Below are 17562 nucleotides of genomic sequence, written 5' to 3'. Positions count from 1 at the left end.
AAACGTCAGGAACGCTATGGCGATTGTGGTGAAGTGGTTAACACAACGGATTGTGGCTCCGTCATTCGTGGGTTCGATTCCCATCAGTCGCCCCATAGAAAACAATCAGGAAGTCAATTGACTTCTTTTTTTTATATAGACAGTTGATTACCCCACGATAATGAAGACACAGGCAGACTATGTGAAGATAAGTGCCGGATTCGCAAATAGCTGTTAATCCATCCACAAGCGTGTATCGCAGGCAGCACATACGTAGAAATTCTTTTCACAGAAAAGATTCATACTTTTACAGAAAACGTGTTACAATAAATGTAAATAAAAGGAGGCATTTTTTATGAATACCATCAGTGAGGATATTAAGAAAATCATGCTGGCAGGCATTGGTGCCGTTGCCACTACAGCAGAAAAATCAAAGGACGTAATTGATGCTCTTGTGAAAAAAGGTGAATTAACAGTTGAACAGGGTAAAATTCTGAACGAGGAGCTGAAGCATGACCTTCGGGAAAAGCTGAGAACTCCGGCTGATACGGAAAGCATCCGCAAGGATTTGGAAAAGATCAGCAGGGACGACCTTGCAATGCTGAAGGCCCATATTGAAGAACTCGAAAAAGGCATGGAGAATGAGCAATCCGAATGAAGCGAAAACGCTGAGCAGTAAACGCCGGCTTGCTCAGATTCTGGGAATTCTGAAAAAGCATCATATCACAAAGGGAGTTGATCCGGTTAAGTTTCGGGAAATTCTGGAAGATCTGGGTCCTACCTTCGTTAAAATCGGACAGATCATGGCAAGCCGGCAGGATATGTTCAGTGAACGCTATTGCAAGGAGCTTGTCAAGCTGCGGGATAATGTCGCACCTTTGCCCTTTGCAGATGTACAGCGCGTCATAGAGGAAGAATACGGCTGTCCCATGCAGGAGGTATTCTCCAGCTTTGAGCGTATACCGCTGGGTTCCGCTTCCATTGCGCAGGTGCATAAGGCCTCTTTGCTCGATGGAAGAGAAATCGTTGTCAAGGTGCAGCGTCCTTACATCTATGAGATGATGGAACGGGATATTTCCTTGATTCGTAGAGCTGGAAAGCTGCTGCGTCTGAGTGAGGTGCTGGGGAGCGTCATCGATATCAATATCGTGATGGATGAATTCTGGTTTACCGCAAAGCAGGAAATGGATTTTCTGAATGAGGCGCGCTTTGCCATGGAATTTGCCCGGAATCATCAGTCTATCACCTATATCGGTGCGCCGCTGATTGAGCAGGCCTACACGACCAGCCGGGTGCTGGTCATGGAATACATTGACGGCATTGTCATTGACGATCGCAAAACACTGGAGGAAGGCGGCTATGACCTTCGGGAAATTGCCTCCAAGCTGGCAGAGAACTACATCAAGCAGATCGTGGACGACGGCTTTTTCCACGCTGACCCGCATCCTGGAAATCTTCGCATACGGGATGGAAAGATCATCTGGATTGATTTTGGCATGATGGGAACCTTGCAGCGCAGCGACAAGGACCTTATGAAAAAGGCAGTACAGGCCATTGGAAGCAATGATACCGAGCTGATGGTCGATGTCATCCTGACGCTGGGAGTTCACGACGGCCGGATTGATTACACGCTGTTTTATGACGATATGGAAATCTTCATGAAGAAATATATCCATATGGACCTGAATGAGATCAATCTGGGGGATGCGATTCAGGAGGTCTTTACCATTGCACACAAGCACCGTATATCCATGCCGAAAGGCATCAGCATGCTGGCAAGAGGACTCGTAACCATGGAAAGCACCATGACGCTGCTGGATCCGAAGACGAATATCATTCAGATAGCGGCAGCCCATGTCAGCGAGCATATATTCAAAAAACTGGATGCCAAAAAGGAAGCGGTAAATGCGGGAAGAAAGCTCTATGAGGCCGGAAAGCGCACACTCGATATTCCTATCCAGTTCAGTGAGCTCATGCGGATGATCACCAAGGGACGCATCAAGCTGAATCTGGAAATCATGGATTCCAGCGTACCCTTAAAAACCATCAATCACATGGTCAATAAGCTGGTTGTCGGAATCGTATCCTGCGGTCTGCTCATGGCAAGCTCCCTGATCTGTACAACCGATATGACGCCCAAGGTGCTCGGTATACCCGCCATTGGGTTTATCGGCTATATGACCGCCGTATTTTTGGGCATGTGGCTGCTGTATACCGTGTTAAAGGACAAACGCCGGTAAGCATAAAAAAGCTGTACAGGAATCGGATTTTACACAATCGTGAATACATAAAAAAAGAGAATTCCACACTATTGTATATTATCAATAGCATTCGAATTCTCTTTTTTGCAAGCACCCCGAAGTAAGAAAGAACACAGGAATTGTGACAGACTTTACTTTGATAGTATGCGACAGCTTATCGCCAAAGCTGTTTTTCAGATTTCCTTACTTTATACCAAAACTGCCTCTTTCATGACCTTTCCAATAGCGTCGTGAATAACCAGATCCGCTCTATGATCCATCGCAGTCTCCTCTTTGTTAATCAATATCAGCTTTGATCCCCGAAAATATTGAAGCAGCCCGGCTGCCGGATACACCACAAGGGAGGTTCCTCCGACAATGAGCACATCTGCCTGTGAAAGGAAAAGGATCGCCTCCTCCATGACCTGCATATCCAGACTTTCTCCATACAATACAACCTCCGGCTTCAGGATGCCGTTACAGCTCGGACACCGCGGCACCTGCTTCTTCTGCTTCAGCATTTCCTGCAGATCATACTCTGCACGGCAACGCTGGCAGCGATTGCGGTGTATGCTGCCATGAAGCTCCAAAACCTTGTGACTGCCGGCCTTCTGATGCAGACCATCAATATTCTGCGTAATAACTGCCTTTAATTTTCCCATTTCCTCCAGCTTTGCCAACGCCAGATGCGCATCGTTTGGCTGTGCCCGCTCATAGACCATTTCATGAAAATAAAAATCATAAAACTGCTCGGGATGTTCATGAAAGAACTCACTGCTGATCATCGTTTCTGCACGATACGGATAGGTCTTCTTACTGTAAATACCGCTCTGTGATCGAAAATCCGGAATATTACTTTCCGTACTGACACCCGCACCACCGAAAAAAACGATATTGTCACTCTGTGTCAGTATTTTTTTTAGTTCATCATACATATGCTTCACACCTTTCTGATCTGTACATGACTGCCTTCTCTGCTCTTCTCCACCAGAATACCGGCCGGTATATTTTCCTTCAGCAATTCAACATGGGAAATAATACCGACATAGCCGCGACTGCTGCTCATGATCTGCAATACAGCCAGTGCATCTGCTATGCTGTGCTCATCCAGCGTTCCAAAGCCCTCATCGATAAACATGGTGTCCAGCTGAATACCGCCGTTTCTTGCCTGTACAACGGCGGATAATGCCAGTGACAGCGCAAGCGAAACCAGGAATTTCTCACCGCCGCTCAGGGAAACGACACTGCGGGTATTGCAGGTATAGCTGTCATATATGGATAGTTCAAGACCATATTTTCGTGTTCTGCCACTCGCCTCATCACTGCGGAAAATCTGATAGCGTCCATTATGAACAAGCTTTAGCAGCTGATTTGCCTGCTGCGTAATGCTGCCGAGCATGATTCCCAGAACATATCGTTCAATCCCCATACCGTTATCGCCACGCATGGCTCTGACGAAATGAGCCAGCTCTACAAATGCAGGCTCTTCAACATCCAGCTCCTTCTGAATTTGCGTGATGGAGGCCTGCACCTGTAAATACATCGCTTCATGTGTCGTAATATCCGCAAGCTTTAGTTGCAGCTGCTCCACCTCCTGCATCAGCTGCTCCTGCTGTGCCAGCAATGCCTCCAGATTCTGTTCTGCAATCGCAGCACAGCGCTGTTGAAGATCCTGTATCCTTGTTTTCAGCTGTTCCTTTTTCAGCGCATATTCCTGCAGCTGCTGTTCCCGCTTTTGCAGATCCTCCTGCTTTAGCCCCTGCATTTCCTCCTCCTGAATCCTGTTCTGTGCCACTGCCTGCCAAGATATTTCTGCAGCCTGCTGTGCCTGCTGTGCCTGCTGCTCTTCCTTTTGTGCATGCTCATGATCCCGCTGCTGCTGTGCCAGGTTGATTTCCAGCTGTCGAAGCCTTGTTTCCTGCTTTACCACCAGTGCGACTGTGAGGTCGAGCTCCTGCTGCAGCTGTTGCAAACAGTCACTGAGCGCCCGCGGACTGCGCAGCTCACAGGGAATACTGTCCTGCAGTACTGTTCTCTGCTGATCGTTCAACAAAGCCTCCGTATGCAGCTCCTGCTGTTTTTGCTGCAGCTGCTGCAATGCGGCATCCTCCTCCTGCTGCTTCTGCTGTAATCGCTCCTGCTGCTGCAGAAGCTCATGAAGAACCAGGTTCAGCTGTTCAGCCTGCTGCTGTTTCTGCTGCAGTCTGGTAAATTCCGTCTGGGAAAACGGCTGCTGCAAAAGAGTCTGTATGGCTTTCTGATGCTCCTGCATGGCAGTAAGTCTCATTTGTATGGATAATCGCACATGCTCCAGCTGCTGCTGTATTCCCTGCACTGCTTCCTTTTCCTGATCCAAACGTTCCTGCAGCTGCTTTAGCTGCACAACATCCTGATACGCCGCCTTCGTTTCAGCGAGTGCGGGATGCGTCGTACTTCCACATACAGGACAGGGCTCATGCTCCTTTAATAAAGCCGCAAGCTGTACCGCACTGTTGTTCAGATAGGTACGCATCGCCTCATCATAGGCCTGCTGCAGCGGTATCAGCTGCTCTTCCCGCAGCTTTATCTGCAGAATCAGCTCTTTTTCTTCGGCTTCCTCAGCCTTCAGCATACCGGAAAGCTGGATTCTTTGCAGCTCATGGTAATCCGCCTGCCTCCATACCGCAAAGTGCTGCGCAGCATGCTCTAGTCCATCCAGTGTCAGCTGAGCTGTCTCTATTTTCTGTCGAAGCTGCTCCTTGTTGCTGTTCAGCTCGCTGCAATGCTTTTGTTTCTGCTCCACCAGCTGCTGCTGTTTATCCTGCAATTCCCGCAGAGCATTGTCTTTAACAAGCAGCTGCTGCAGCTGTTGAACCAGCGGGCGCAGCTCCTGTGCTTCATGCAGCTTCTGACGCAGATTCTGCTCCTGCCCCTTATACTCCTGCAGCTGCGTTTGCCATAGCGGGGCTGCCTGCTTCTGCTGGTTTAGAAGCTCATGCTGCTTCGCCACAGCATGCAGGTTATCGACGCGCTGTTTCCATATATTGCGGCATTGCTGCAATGTATTCCATTCCGGCAGCACCTTTATCAGCTCCTTCTGTCTTTCCAGATAAACATAGAGCTGCTTCATGTCTTCTTCCTGCTGCAGCAGTCGCTCCCAGTCCAGCTCTGCCTGCTGCAAAAGTGTCAGCTGTTCTTTTCTCAGTCGTTGCTGTGCTGCTTCCTGCTTGATTTGCTCCAGCAACTCCTGCTTCTGCTTTACCTCCTGTTCCAGTATTCTGCGCGTGCTTCCGGCATGCTTCAGCCATACTGTGATTTCTTCAGGACTCTGCATTTCTATTCCGCTCAGCAATGCCTCCCTGCGCTGCTTTTTCATATCCAGCTGTTCCCGCTTCTGCTTCATGGTATCGCTGAGAACCTGATTGATTCCGGTCCAGCGCTCCATCTGGAACAGTGTTTTCAATATTTCCTGCTTTTCTTCACTTTTGCTTGTTAAGAGCTGCTCGAATTTCCCCTGCGGCAGGATCATAACCTGTACAAACTGCGCATAACTCAAACCCAGCAGCTCCACCGCCTTTTCCTCAACATTTTTCAGCTTTGGATTTTCAAAGAAAGGTACAAATTCCCCATCGACTATTTCTCCGGCATCAATCTGCATCTGAGGAGTCAGCTCTTGATTGCGTTTCTTACGCATCGTAATCGTTCGCACAAACCGATAGGTTCGCTGATGAAGCTGAAATTGAAAATCAACGACGGTCGCATCCTGCACCTCGGCAAAACGGGAGCGCATACTATACAGATCCTCCCGTTGAGAACCGCTGCTTTTCCCATACAGCGCATAGGTCATCGCATCCAGCAGCATCGTCTTTCCGCTTCCTGTCTCCCCCTGTATGAGAAACAGATGCTGTTCGTCAAATACATGAAAATTGATGCACTGCTGTTTTACATAAGGACCAAAGGCCTGCAGCTTCAATATTTCAGGTCGCATACATTTCCTCTTTCTCCAGCTTTTGCTGTGCCTGTAAAAACAGCTGCCTCGCTGCTTCACTCAGCTCTTCCCCATAATAATCCTGAAAGAACTGCTGTACAATGTCCAAATCGGATATCGTCTCCAAATCCTGTAATCGTATCGTGATATTCGTCTGTTCCTGCTCCATGCTTTTTCCACTCAGCTGCAGAAGATTCTCATAGCCCTGTCGAAAGTAATCCAGCATTTCATAGGATACCGGCAAATCCGTGACCTCAATTTTCACATAGGCATGATCCGGCACTGTATGCTTCAGCATTCTCTCCTTTAAATCCGCATAGCTTCCCTTGCATACCTGCAGTGGATGCAGGGGCTGAATATCCCGTTTTGTTACCGTATCCGTCTGACTGTCATAAATCAGCACACCCTTGGGCTGATCAGCCTCCGAAAAGGAATACGGCAACGGTGAGCCACTGTACCAAACACGCCCACCGGCATGCTGACGGCGGTGCAGATGTCCCATGGCCACATAGGAAAACCCGTCAAATATAGCGGAGGGAACCAGCTCCGCTCCACCCACATTCGCAAATCGGTCACTCTCGCATACCTCGGCATTTGCCAGAAAGGCATGCGCCATGGCAATCGGCCGATATGCATGGTCTGCCGTAGAAAGAATATCCGTACAAATACAGCTGAAAGCCTCCGCCTGTGAATGCACGTCCTTTTGGTAGACCTTTCTTACCTGCTCCACATGGAAATACGGAATCGGGTATATCATACAGTCATCCACCCGGATTCCCTTCACCTTTTCCTTCAGACTTCCGATGATATACAGCCCCATCCCCTCCAGCAGCCTTGACAGGGATGCCAGACGGGTTGCCGAATCATGATTACCGGCAATTACAATCACCTTTTTTTTCAGCTCCATACACAGCATATACATGATATCATCATATAATTCAATCGCCTCTTTACTGGCCAGGATCGTATCATACACATCTCCCGCCACCAGCACGGCATCGATGCATTCTTCCTCGATAATCGCTTTCAGCTGCTGCTTAAACCAGCGCTGATCCTCCATCAGCGTCACCTTATATAGATCCATTCCCAAATGCCAGTCTGCCGTATGTAATACTCTCATTCCTGTCCTCCTTACCTGAAAACAGGGCAGATTTATCTGCCCTACTCCGTTGCCTGTTCCACTGCTTTTCCTTTTTCTGCCAGAAAATCCTTACTGTATTGTATATCCTTAAAGGACCAGCGGACATCAAACTGCTGATAGGTGACCACTGCCTCCGGCCAGTTGATCTGATAGGTCGTTTCCGCATACACGCTGCCATCTCTGGTTTTGGTTTGTGTGCCGATATACTTAATTTCCCCGCTGACGATACTGGCATCGGTTATAAAGATGCTCGGCACATCGACAGGATGCACTTTATCATACTGATATTTCAGTGTTACCTCCGTGGCATTGCCAACCTGCCTTACGCTTTGCTCCATACTGATTACATAATTAACAAAAACCTTTGTCTTTTTTTCCACAGTCTTTCCATTTGATAAATTCAGAATCAGGCGAAGCACATTTTCTCCGGTTGCGTAATTGTATGCATCCTTTGAAATCTGATAGCTGCTGTAGTCCGATACATTGTCAACATACGTATTGTTGATGTACAATTCTACACTGTTGATTGTGGAAGAATGCTTTTCATAGCTCCAGGTGACATCGATATATCGCAAATCCTTTCGATATTCTCCTTCAAACTGCGTGATTTCCGCTGTTGTCTTTGCAGGTGCAGGCTCCGGTGTTGTCACCACCGGCTTCACCGGTTCCTGCTGCGCTTGCGTATTTACAAAGATATAGACGGATAAGGCAATGATAATCAACAGTATGACAGTCAGCAAGAAAACAAAAAAGCCGTTCTTTTTCAGATATGTCTTAATGTTTTTCATATGCCCTCCTTATGTACTCTCTATTATACTGTTTTCCATAGTAGAAAGCCACTGATTTTTGTCATATTCATGGGAAATCACATCATTTTACACAAAGAAAACACTTACAATTTCATTTCATCAGCAGGCAGAGAAAAGAAAAAGATATAGAATACCGATAAATCCAGCATCTATATCTCTCTTCTTTTATTCGTTTACCGGTACCAGTGGTACAACGATCCCGTTATATTTCTCCTCGATAAACTTCTTTACATCTTCGGTATTCAGCACCGCAATCAAATCCTTGATTTTCTCATCATCCTTGTGAGCTGTCTGTACCGCAATGATATTGGCATAGGTCTGCGCAGCCTCACTATCCTTGGATTCCGTCACCAGCACCTTGTCACTGATTTTTGCATTCAGGGCATTGTTTCCGTTAACAACTGCAAAATCAACATCCGGAAGACTTGTCGCACAGGTTTCTGCCTGCATTTCAATAATTTCCACCTTTTTATTATATGCTTTGATATCCTGCTTCGTCGCATCGACACCCTTGCCCTCTTTCAGAGTAATAATTCCGTTATCTGCCAGCAGCTTCAACGCACGTCCGCCATTGGTAGGGTCATTCGGCACGGAAATTTTCTGTCCGTCAGCAACCTCCTTTAATGATGTATGATTGTTGGAATAGATACCCAGCGGCTCAAAGTGTACCGCAAACACGCTTGTGAGTTTGTCTGAGACATTAGCCTTTTTTGCCCAGTCGACCAAATACGGCTTATGCTGGAAGAAATTCGCATCCAGCTCATCATCGACCAGTGCCTGATTCGGTTTTACATAATCTGTGAATTCTTCGATTTCAACCTTGTAGCCCTTTTTTTCCAGTGCCGGCTTCACATGCTTCAGAATTTCCGCATGCGGTGTTACACTCGCACCGATGCGAATCGTCTTGTCCTCTTTTTCACTTTTGGCATCATCGCCCTTTGCACCGCAGCCTGCCAGCAGTGCAATCGTACATAATCCAACTGCCAATGTTTTTAATTTCATGTTCTTTCCCTCAACTTTCTATATTGTTTTAATTTATGCGCCAGAGCCTGTGTATCTGCATACACACATCTGGCTCCGGATTATTTCTGTCGAATCTGTGAGCTGCACATTCGACAGATCCGGCAATTCTGCTTCAGCATGTGCTTCACAAGTGTCCCTCCCTTACCACATCAATGCGTGGTTTTACGAATCGCAAAATTTCCAATTCCCTGAATGAGTGAAGTAATCAGCAGCAGCACTGCAACACACACATAAATCACATCAAACTGGAAGGAATTATAACCATAACGGATACAGAAGTCACCAAGTCCGCCGCCGCCAACGACTCCTACCATGGCGATATAGCCAATCAGCGTGATCAGCGTGATCGTTGTTGCACGGATAATGCCCGGTACACTTTCCTTCAGATATACGCGGAATATGATTTCCAGCGGAGAACAGCCCATTGCCTGACTCGCTTCGATCAGTCCGTTATCCACCTCGGATAACGCGCTTTCAATCTGTCTGGCCACAAAGGGGATGGCACCGACTGCCAGTGGAAGCATGGCTCCCCGCAATCCGATGGTCGTTCCAACAATGGCACGGGTCATTGGTGCTATCAGAAAAATCAGTACGATAAAGGGGATGGCCCGGAAGAAATCAATCACCTTTCCAATCAGGAAATAAAGAATTGCATTCTCCAGGATACCTTCCTTTTTGGTTACGACCATAATGACACCGAACAGGGTGCCGATCAACAAGGAAATCACTCCGACGATTCCCAGCATGATGAAGGTTTCCAGAATTGCTGTCCAGAAATCCGGCAGCTTATCCATGATATTCGGTACGAATTGATTCAAAAGCTCTAGCATGATTTCATCACCTCCACGCCTACTTCATGCGCCTTCAGATAGGCAAGTGCCTGATCGATATGTGCTTCCTCCCCGCTTAGGATAACAATCAAATCACCAAGCGGTGTATTTTTGATAATTTCCACATTTCCGAAAATGATGTTGGTATCCACCAGAAACCGTCTGGATATTTCCGAAATCAGCGCCTTGCTTGTGCTGACGGAATCATAGTTCAGCTTCACCATGCGCTGTCCCTTTTCCAGTCTCGTCACACTGGCACCGGCATCGAGCATTTCCTGCACACGATGGGCATTGCTGGTTGAAGCGATGAAATTGCGCGTTACCTCTGCCTGCGGCTTTGAGAAGATGTCGATAATGCTTCCCTCCTCCACAACATATCCGTTTTCCATAACCGCCACACGGTCACAGATTTCCTTGATAACGGCCATTTCATGCGTAATCAATACGATGGTGATTCCCAGCTCCTCATTCACCCTTTTCAACAGCTTTAAAATGCTTTTGGTCGTCTGCGGATCCAGTGCGCTTGTTGCTTCATCACACAGCAGCACCTTGGGATCATTCGCCAGTGCCCGCGCAATCGCCACGCGCTGCTTTTGTCCGCCGCTGAGCTGCGACGGGTAAGCATCGACCTTATCGCTGAGATCCACCAGCTCCAGCAATCTGCGAATTTTCTGATCCATCTCCGCCTTGCTTAATCCGCTTCCCTTTAATGGAAATGCGATATTCTGATAGACGGTACGGCTGCGCATCAGATTGAAATGCTGAAAAATCATACCGATCTTCTTGCGCATCGCTCTTAATTCTTTATCCTTCATTTTTGTGATATCCTGATCATCAATCACGACTGCTCCCCTGCTTGGACGCTCCAGCAGATTGATACAGCGTACCAGTGTTGATTTGCCGGCACCGCTGAAGCCGATAATTCCATAGATTTCCTTATCCTGTATCGTCAGTGTAACATCCTGCACGGCATGCACGTTCCCCGCCCTGCTGTCGAATGTCTTACTGACATGCTCTAATCTGATCATGTCCTCTTCCTCCTGTATTCTACATATAAAAAAGCCTTCATCCCATAGGACGAAAGCTGAATTTCGTGTTACCACCTAAGTTTATTCCCACCTCACAGTGGAAACCTCATCAAGTACGCTTTCCTGAAGGAAAGTTATACCCTATCGCTGTAACGGGCGAACACGTCGCAGTCTACCTTGTTCGACTGCGCGACTCCAAGACCATTTTCAGCAGTTCCTCTTTATTTCCTCTCACCAAACGGAAACTCTCTTTAAAAGCCTACGTGCCTACTCTTCTTTTCTACGTCATTGTTTATCTGCCCATTATGTTACTTTATTTTAATCAAATCGTCAAGTCTTTTTCTCTTTTTTTCTTTTTATGAAACTTTTTCCTGTAAATCAGCCGATTTTATATTTCAGCTTATAGGTCTTGCCTTCACTTTCATCATCAAAATACTCCGTATAGCTCAGCATGATTTTCTTCGCCGAGGAGGAGATGATAAACACCAGACAGCCACTGATTTCCTCCTGCGGCTTCAGGGCATATTCGTCCGACAGCTGATTGCGGATTCCGAAATTATCCTCAGCCTCAAACGGCCCCTCATTATCAAAGGTTATCATGAAGTCATCCTTATACATTGTCAGGATCTCATTGGTTATATTTCGTATCGTCACATGCAGCATAAGAAATCTGGCACCGTCATCGACGATAAAATCCTTCAGCTCCTTTTCACACAGCTCGATCCGCTGCAGCTTGCATGTAAAAAAAATGGTCTGAAATTCATTGATCATCGCCTGATTCGGACAATAATCCGATGTCAGAAGAATATTATGCTTCTGTTGTTCATGTTGAATGATTTCCATAGTTTTCACCTCTCTACCATACTATATGACAGGAGTAAGGAAAACTGTCGAATTTCCTCATGAAACAAGAATATCCGGAAAGAAGCGAATACCTTTTTTTATAACCTGTGCCAGGTATCGGTTGCCCAGCGTATGAAAGAGTGCATGGATATCCGTGTGAGCAAACAAAAGGATATCCGCCTGTGCATTTCGCTGGATATGTCCAAGCTCGCCGCGATCCAGTGCTCTTGCAGGCCATACAGTCAGTGCCTGCAGCAATGTCCATGCATCATAGACCTCCGCCATCCCCATGAGCTGTGCTGCACACAGCTGATCCTGAATCGCATAATTTCCGGCTGCGCTGATACAAAAGCGGCAAAGGCGCTTCTTGTTTTTTTGGAACAGGCTTGCATACGGATACATAACCGGTATGCACGCAGGGTTTGCATCCAGTATCTCAAAGCAGGGATGTTCACGAAGGGCTGCTGCACCGCCACCCCTGCAGGCAAGTGTCAGCGTCCCGTTTCGCATATACGCCATACCCTCCTCCAGCTGTCTGCGCAGACCATCGCGTTCGGAGGCTGTACTCAGCTGCGCCTCTACCTCTATAAAGCCAGGTACTGCAATATGACCTCTGCCATCCAGAATCCGGGTATCCTTATCCGCATATTCCCGCCAGCTGCCGCAGCCGACCGCCAGAATCCGCTCATGGTGGATGGCGATAAAGGCGTGCTGAAAAACAAGCGGATGCTTGTTGACCATATCCATCGTGTAGATCTTTTCCAGATTTATGATAAGCAGCGTAGCTCGTTTCTTCACGGACATCCCTCACATTGACTTCTTTTATTATACGTCAAAAAGCGTCGAATGGGAAAAGAATTATGGTATAATTGAAACAGAAAGGGTGAGAAATATGCTGGATTGGCTGAAACATCTGTTAAAGAAAGAAGAACTGCCGCCTGCCGTACAAAAGCCTGTGATCATCACGATACACGGCTATGGCAGAAGACGCAGAAATGAATTTGATAATTTCGCTGCCTGGGGTAAACAGGACGGCTTTGATATCATACAGTTTGACATGTATGATCTGTTTGATGAACAGGATCATGACTGGATGCAATGGGTCTCCAGAGCGAAGGAGGTCGTAGATTCCTATAGAGACAGCGGTAGAGATATCTATCTTGCCGGCTTCTCGATGGGCGGTGTGATTGCTTCCTACCTGGCTGTTGTATGCCCCGTAAAGCGCCTTCTATTGCTGGCTCCCGCATTCAGCTATATGAATGTTGATATAATCACCGGTGTCCTTACAAAATCCGCATCCTCACTGATGGGAAATGAAAAGAAAGAGGAAATCCAGCTCCCGCGTGCCTTTTACGGCGCCTTTACGGAGCTGGTAAAAAACCTGAAGAAATATATCGGCTTTGTGGAGTGTCCGGTCTTTATCATTCATGGGAATGCCGATGAGGTCATTTCTGTAAAAAGCTCCCTGTGGGCCTACAATAAAATTCCACACAGCCGCAAAAAGCTGATTCTTCTACATGACGGGCATCATCGTCTGCTGATGGATCCGGAGGTCAGCTGGACATGCTATCAGAATATGAAGCTGTTTTTCGAGGGCGTACTCCTGCCGGATAACGAACCGGTGATGGCAGAGGATATCATGGGGGCCCTACTGGAGGAGAAAAAGCGCAGAGAGCGTGAAAAGCAATCACAGGAGCCGGCGTTGAACCCGCTTCGCGTGCAGACTGATGAATCGCAGCATACCGATAGCTGTCAAGCAGATGCCGGTGCGAAAATATAGCTTCCTTCATGGCTTTCATCAACAAACTCTCCACGATATTCATTTTATTACCATACCGCGATTCCCACTGAGAAAGAGTTACTGATTTTACCTGTACACAAAAGGAGTGCTTCCCTTACGCTGCCAAGCGTGAAAAACACTCCTTTTCTTCTATGGTTCTGCGCTAGACTTCTGTCAACGCTTTCTTCGTTTACAGCTTCTGTCCGCATGTACTGCAGAACTTACTGTCGGTCTCCACTTCCCCGCCGCACTGCGGGCAGTATTTCTTCGTGATGAGGGACGTTCCGCATTCACAGCAGAATTTCGCATCCTCCTTGTTCAGCTCTCCGCAGTTGGGACATTTGATACGGATCACTTCCTTAACAACCGGCTCCTGAGGCTGTGCTGCCGTGGTATTCATCTGCTGGGCAAAGGCAAAGCCTGCACCGATACCCGCAATACCCTGGCTTTGCTGCGCTGCATCCCGCATTGCACGCGACTGCTGCCACTGCTGAAAATTCTGCATATTCCCGCTAACAAGATTGATTCCGGACTGCTCATCAATAAATTTCTCAACCTCCTCAGGCAGTGAGATATTTTCAATATTGATCATCAGCAGGCTGATTCCCATCGTTTCCATTTTCTCGTTCGCACTGTCTCTGGCAGCTTCGGATATCTCGCGCAGCTTGCTTGCCAGCTCAACAACACGGATTTTTTCTTCGGCGATCACATCAATCAGGCTTTCAATCACGATCGAACGAACAAACTCGATCACATCATCTGTCTGATAAATCATCTGAACGCCGACCAGCTCCCGCATGAATTTTTCAACATCTACGACCCGCAGCGAGAATGTTCCAAAGCCGCGTACCCGAACCACGCCGAAGGTTGGATCCTCTATGATAAACGGATTTCTCGTTCCCCATTTATTATCTGTCAGTGCCTTTAAGCTAACAAAAAACAAATCACTGATTATCGGTGATCGAAAGCCGTATTTCCAGCTTTGCAGTGTGGATAGAATCGGCATATTCTCCGTATTCAGCGTATAGGAGCCTGCGGAAAACACATCCGCCAGCTCTCCCTTGCTCATAAACACCGCAGCCTGACTTTCTCTGACAATCAGCCTTGCCCCCTGCTTGATTTCATTATCACGGCCGTTTCTCTGATATTTCAAAACGATCAGGTGACTCATATCCTTATCATTTTCAATTACATCGATAAACTGCCCCATCAAAAGATCACTGAATCCCATTAGCGCATCCTCCTATCGTACAATATAATCACCGTTTGCATCCTTAAACTTATTGGTTGCGATCATAAACAGGTCATAGAGCCAGCCAAACATAAGAAATCCCATGGTTACCATGTAGAACAATGCACGTCCCCATCTTCCTGTATAAAAATTATGAAGCCCCAGGGGACCGCTGAACAGGGCTAACAAAAATGTAACCATTTTACTCTTATCACTGTCATAAACCTCGCGTCCTCTCCCCTGTCCGGGTATATTCTGTCTTGCTTCATCCTGCTGTATTGCATCCGCTGCTGCATCATAATCCGCATTCTCACTGCCGCAGTACGGACAGCATCTGCTGTTTTCAATTTCTGCACCACATTGCTTACATTTCATAGCGATCTCTCCTTACCTTATTCTATTATACAGGGAACTCGTATGCTGTGCAATTCCTTTTCATCAGGCATTTTCCATATGGCAGCTAAAAAAAACAGAAGCCTTCATCCGCTTCCATTTTTTGTCATCATATTTGTGATGCAGCATACCCCGGTTAACCGAATATTGTCAGATCCTGTCTATTTCCCCGCAATGTTGCGCTCATAAAATTTCTCATAGACATTGGTGAAGAAATTTCCCTTTCCTGTTTTGTGATAGCGCATAATCAGCAGCGTAAGCAGAATCCCTGCCACCGTGGCACACAGGACATCGGTAATCGTATCATGCACGCCCTGTGAATAATGATTGATGCAGTCATTGTTGAAGAAAATCAGCATGGCATATTCATAGAATTCCCAGATTTCACCGACAGCGATATTCACAGCATTGATAAAGACGAGAAATACATGATAATCCTTCTTATCCGGAAATTCATTCGTCTTTTTCAGATAGAAATACAGAATCACCGCCAGCGTTGTGATGAACCAGCCGCTGGAAAAATGCAGGACCTTATCAAAGCCAAGGTAGGAATACCAGTGATAGCTGCTTCCAATCAGGGAGGCAAAATACGTAAAGATCGTAGACACGATGTAGATTTCATACACCGGCTTGAAATGCAGCAGCTTGAAGGCAACCGGTACAATCAGGGGCGTCAGCACAGCGACGAAGGTCATACCGAGTGCATTCATATCCCTGACCGTATAATTGTGATAAAACGCATACAGCAGTGTAACAATATAAACAGCCGCACAGATATACAGAATTCTCTTCAGCAGAATCTCACGGCGCTTCAGCTTATCCTGCATGCTTTACATCCTCCAGCATCTTCAGCTTCAGATCCAGCAGCTGCTTGCTGAGATCGACATAGTAGGTCTGCGGATATTCAAAGCGCAGAATCTCATCCCACATACAGGAAAATTCCTGTTCACTGTACGCACGGATTTCCTGCAGATCCGGAACCTCATACACCAGCTCCCCGTTTAGAAAGATCGGGTCCAGTAAATCACGCAAAACATAGCTGCCGCCTGGAATCGTCTTGTTTTTCCAGCTGTTCATCTGGTGATAGATGGTCAGATCACGATTCGGATCAAGGCTCTCTTTGTGTATGGTCATAAGATCCCCAACAGCCTTGCCGCTTTCCTTATCGTAAATACGGTAGAGGTCCTTATAGCCGGGATTTGTTACCTTTTCAACATTTTCACTAACCTTGATTTTCGGTATCATGGTATCCCCGTCAAAAATAGAGCTCATTTTATACACACCGCCGAATACCGGCGCGGATTTACTGCAAACCAGATTTTCGCCAACCCCCATGCTGTTGATCTGCGCCCCCTGTGATATCAGGGACTGGATGAGATATTCATCCAGGGAGTTCGAAATTACGATATTACAGTCCTCCATTCCTGCCGCATCCAGTGCCGTGCGGATTTTCTTGGATAAATACGCCATATCCCCGCTGTCGATGCGCACACCCTGCAGACGATAGCCGTTTGGCTCCAGATATTCCTTCGCCACACGAATCGCATTCACCAGACCGCTTTTTAAGGTATTATAGGTATCCAGCAGCACCGTACAGCTGTCGGGATACGTTTTTGCATATGCCAGAAATGCATCATATTCACAATCAAAGGACTGTACAAAGGAATGTGCCATGGTTCCCAGAACCGGCATACCGAATTTTTGTCCGGCATAGGTGGTTGCCGTACCTGCCACACCGCCGATAAAGGCAGCTCTGGCACCATAATTCGCTGCATCAAAGTTATGCGCGCGACGGGCGCCAAACTCCATAATGGCTCTGCCCTGCGCTGCTTTGACGATACGCTTTGCCTTTGTTGCAATCAGGGTCTGATGATTGACACACAGCAGCATTGCCGTTTCCAGCAGCTGTGCTTCGATAATCTTCGCCTTTACGCGAATCAGCGGTTCATACGGGAACACCGGTGTTCCTTCCTTCACCGCAAAGATATCACCGGTAAAAATGAAATGCCGCAGATATTCCAGAAATTCATCATTAAAGCGGTTCAGCGAACGCAGGTATGCAATATCACTATCCTCAAAATGCAGATTCTGGATATATCCGATAATTTCCTCCAGCCCCGCAAACACCGCATAGCCGCCGCTGTCCGGATTTCTGCGATAGAACAGGTCAAAGGTGACAACACGATCCTTATGATCGGAATTGAAGTAGCACTGACTCATAGTCAGCTCATAAAAATCCATGACCAGACTAAGGTTCCGCTCATCACGAAAATCAAATTTATAATCCAGACTTTTCAT

General features: G+C 47.0%; 16 protein-coding genes, 1 tRNA gene and 1 other annotated feature. Of the genes, 4 read left to right on the top strand and 13 right to left on the bottom strand.

The annotated features are described in order from the left end of the window. The first annotated feature begins 19 nt into the window (after window positions 1-19). The 3 genes from ACG3M1_RS10070 (at window position 20) to ACG3M1_RS10060 (ending at window position 2219) form a co-directional block, all read left to right on the top strand. A tRNA-His gene (locus ACG3M1_RS10070) sits at window positions 20-95 on the top strand. Window positions 96-334: 239 nt separating this feature from the next. Then, window positions 335-637 carry a phasin family protein gene (locus ACG3M1_RS10065; RefSeq protein WP_008819419.1) on the top strand — a complete coding sequence of 101 codons (303 nt, stop codon included), beginning with the start codon at window positions 335-337 and terminating at the stop codon, window positions 635-637. Further along, window positions 621-2219: an ABC1 kinase family protein gene (locus ACG3M1_RS10060; protein WP_008819420.1), complete on the top strand. Its 1599-nt coding sequence runs from the start codon at window positions 621-623 to the stop codon at window positions 2217-2219. The genes ACG3M1_RS10065 and ACG3M1_RS10060 overlap by 17 nt, the downstream gene beginning before the upstream one ends. Window positions 2220-2428: 209 nt before the next feature. Here the strand turns inward: ACG3M1_RS10060 and ACG3M1_RS10055 are convergent, their stop codons facing one another. From ACG3M1_RS10055 to ACG3M1_RS10015, 9 genes are all read right to left on the bottom strand, one after another. Continuing rightward, the gene (locus ACG3M1_RS10055) at window positions 2429-3154 is read right to left on the bottom strand and encodes an NAD-dependent protein deacylase (RefSeq protein WP_008819421.1); all 726 of its coding nucleotides are present in this window, start codon (window positions 3152-3154) and stop codon (window positions 2429-2431) included. Between the two features lie 5 nt (window positions 3155-3159). Beyond that, the gene (locus ACG3M1_RS10050) at window positions 3160-6186 is read right to left on the bottom strand and encodes an SbcC/MukB-like Walker B domain-containing protein (protein WP_008819422.1); all 3027 of its coding nucleotides are present in this window, start codon (window positions 6184-6186) and stop codon (window positions 3160-3162) included. After that, a complete protein-coding gene (locus tag ACG3M1_RS10045) occupies window positions 6176-7306 on the bottom strand; it encodes an exonuclease SbcCD subunit D (protein WP_008819423.1) in 1131 nt (376 codons plus the stop codon). The genes ACG3M1_RS10050 and ACG3M1_RS10045 overlap by 11 nt, the downstream gene beginning before the upstream one ends. Window positions 7307-7347: 41 nt before the next feature. Beyond that, the gene (locus ACG3M1_RS10040; protein ID WP_002608626.1) at window positions 7348-8115 is read right to left on the bottom strand and encodes a hypothetical protein; all 768 of its coding nucleotides are present in this window, start codon (window positions 8113-8115) and stop codon (window positions 7348-7350) included. Window positions 8116-8301: 186 nt separating this feature from the next. After that, window positions 8302-9138, bottom strand: coding sequence for a MetQ/NlpA family ABC transporter substrate-binding protein (locus tag ACG3M1_RS10035; protein WP_008819424.1), 837 nt, complete (start codon window positions 9136-9138; stop codon window positions 8302-8304). A gap of 170 nt (window positions 9139-9308) precedes the next feature. Beyond that, window positions 9309-9989, bottom strand: a complete 681-nt coding sequence (locus ACG3M1_RS10030) for a methionine ABC transporter permease (protein ID WP_008819425.1) — start codon at window positions 9987-9989, stop codon at window positions 9309-9311. After that, window positions 9983-11017 carry a methionine ABC transporter ATP-binding protein gene (locus ACG3M1_RS10025; protein ID WP_008819426.1) on the bottom strand — a complete coding sequence of 345 codons (1035 nt, stop codon included), beginning with the start codon at window positions 11015-11017 and terminating at the stop codon, window positions 9983-9985. Before ACG3M1_RS10025 ends, ACG3M1_RS10030 begins: the two co-directional genes overlap by 7 nt. Before the next feature lie 42 nt (window positions 11018-11059). Beyond that, window positions 11060-11309: a binding site (T-box leader), on the bottom strand. An 86-nt stretch (window positions 11310-11395) separates the two neighbouring features. Continuing rightward, window positions 11396-11860, bottom strand: coding sequence for a DUF4352 domain-containing protein (locus ACG3M1_RS10020; RefSeq protein WP_008819427.1), 465 nt, complete (start codon window positions 11858-11860; stop codon window positions 11396-11398). Between the two features lie 57 nt (window positions 11861-11917). Then, entirely contained in the window at window positions 11918-12658 is a 741-nt protein-coding gene (locus ACG3M1_RS10015; RefSeq protein ID WP_416329306.1) for an imidazolonepropionase, read from the bottom strand. Window positions 12659-12752: 94 nt separating this feature from the next. Between ACG3M1_RS10015 and ACG3M1_RS10010 the strand changes: the two genes are divergently transcribed. Further along, complete coding sequence (locus tag ACG3M1_RS10010) at window positions 12753-13640, top strand: alpha/beta fold hydrolase (protein ID WP_002608620.1); 888 nt, start codon at window positions 12753-12755, stop codon at window positions 13638-13640. A gap of 190 nt (window positions 13641-13830) precedes the next feature. Here ACG3M1_RS10010 and ACG3M1_RS10005 read toward each other — a convergent pair whose 3' ends face one another. The 4 genes from ACG3M1_RS10005 to ACG3M1_RS09990 form a co-directional block, all read right to left on the bottom strand. After that, on the bottom strand, window positions 13831-14871 hold the full coding sequence (locus ACG3M1_RS10005; protein WP_009269326.1) for an SPFH domain-containing protein: 1041 nt from the start codon (window positions 14869-14871) through the stop codon (window positions 13831-13833). 12 nt (window positions 14872-14883) lie between these two features. Next, window positions 14884-15246 (bottom strand): TM2 domain-containing protein, encoded by a 363-nt coding sequence (locus ACG3M1_RS10000; protein WP_008819431.1) that lies wholly within the window; start codon window positions 15244-15246, stop codon window positions 14884-14886. Between the two features lie 179 nt (window positions 15247-15425). Then, window positions 15426-16091, bottom strand: coding sequence for a hypothetical protein (locus tag ACG3M1_RS09995; protein ID WP_002608617.1), 666 nt, complete (start codon window positions 16089-16091; stop codon window positions 15426-15428). Then, window positions 16081-17562, bottom strand: a complete 1482-nt coding sequence (locus ACG3M1_RS09990; protein WP_008819432.1) for a nicotinate phosphoribosyltransferase — start codon at window positions 17560-17562, stop codon at window positions 16081-16083. Before ACG3M1_RS09990 ends, ACG3M1_RS09995 begins: the two co-directional genes overlap by 11 nt.

The organism is Clostridium sp. 10cd* (genome assembly GCF_044336395.1).
GTDB classification, from domain to species: Bacteria; Bacillota_I; Bacilli_A; order Erysipelotrichales; family Erysipelotrichaceae; genus Clostridium_AQ; species Clostridium_AQ innocuum.
The sequence above is the reverse complement of the archived record's forward strand: the minus strand, read 5'-3'. Positions and strand labels throughout refer to the sequence as shown.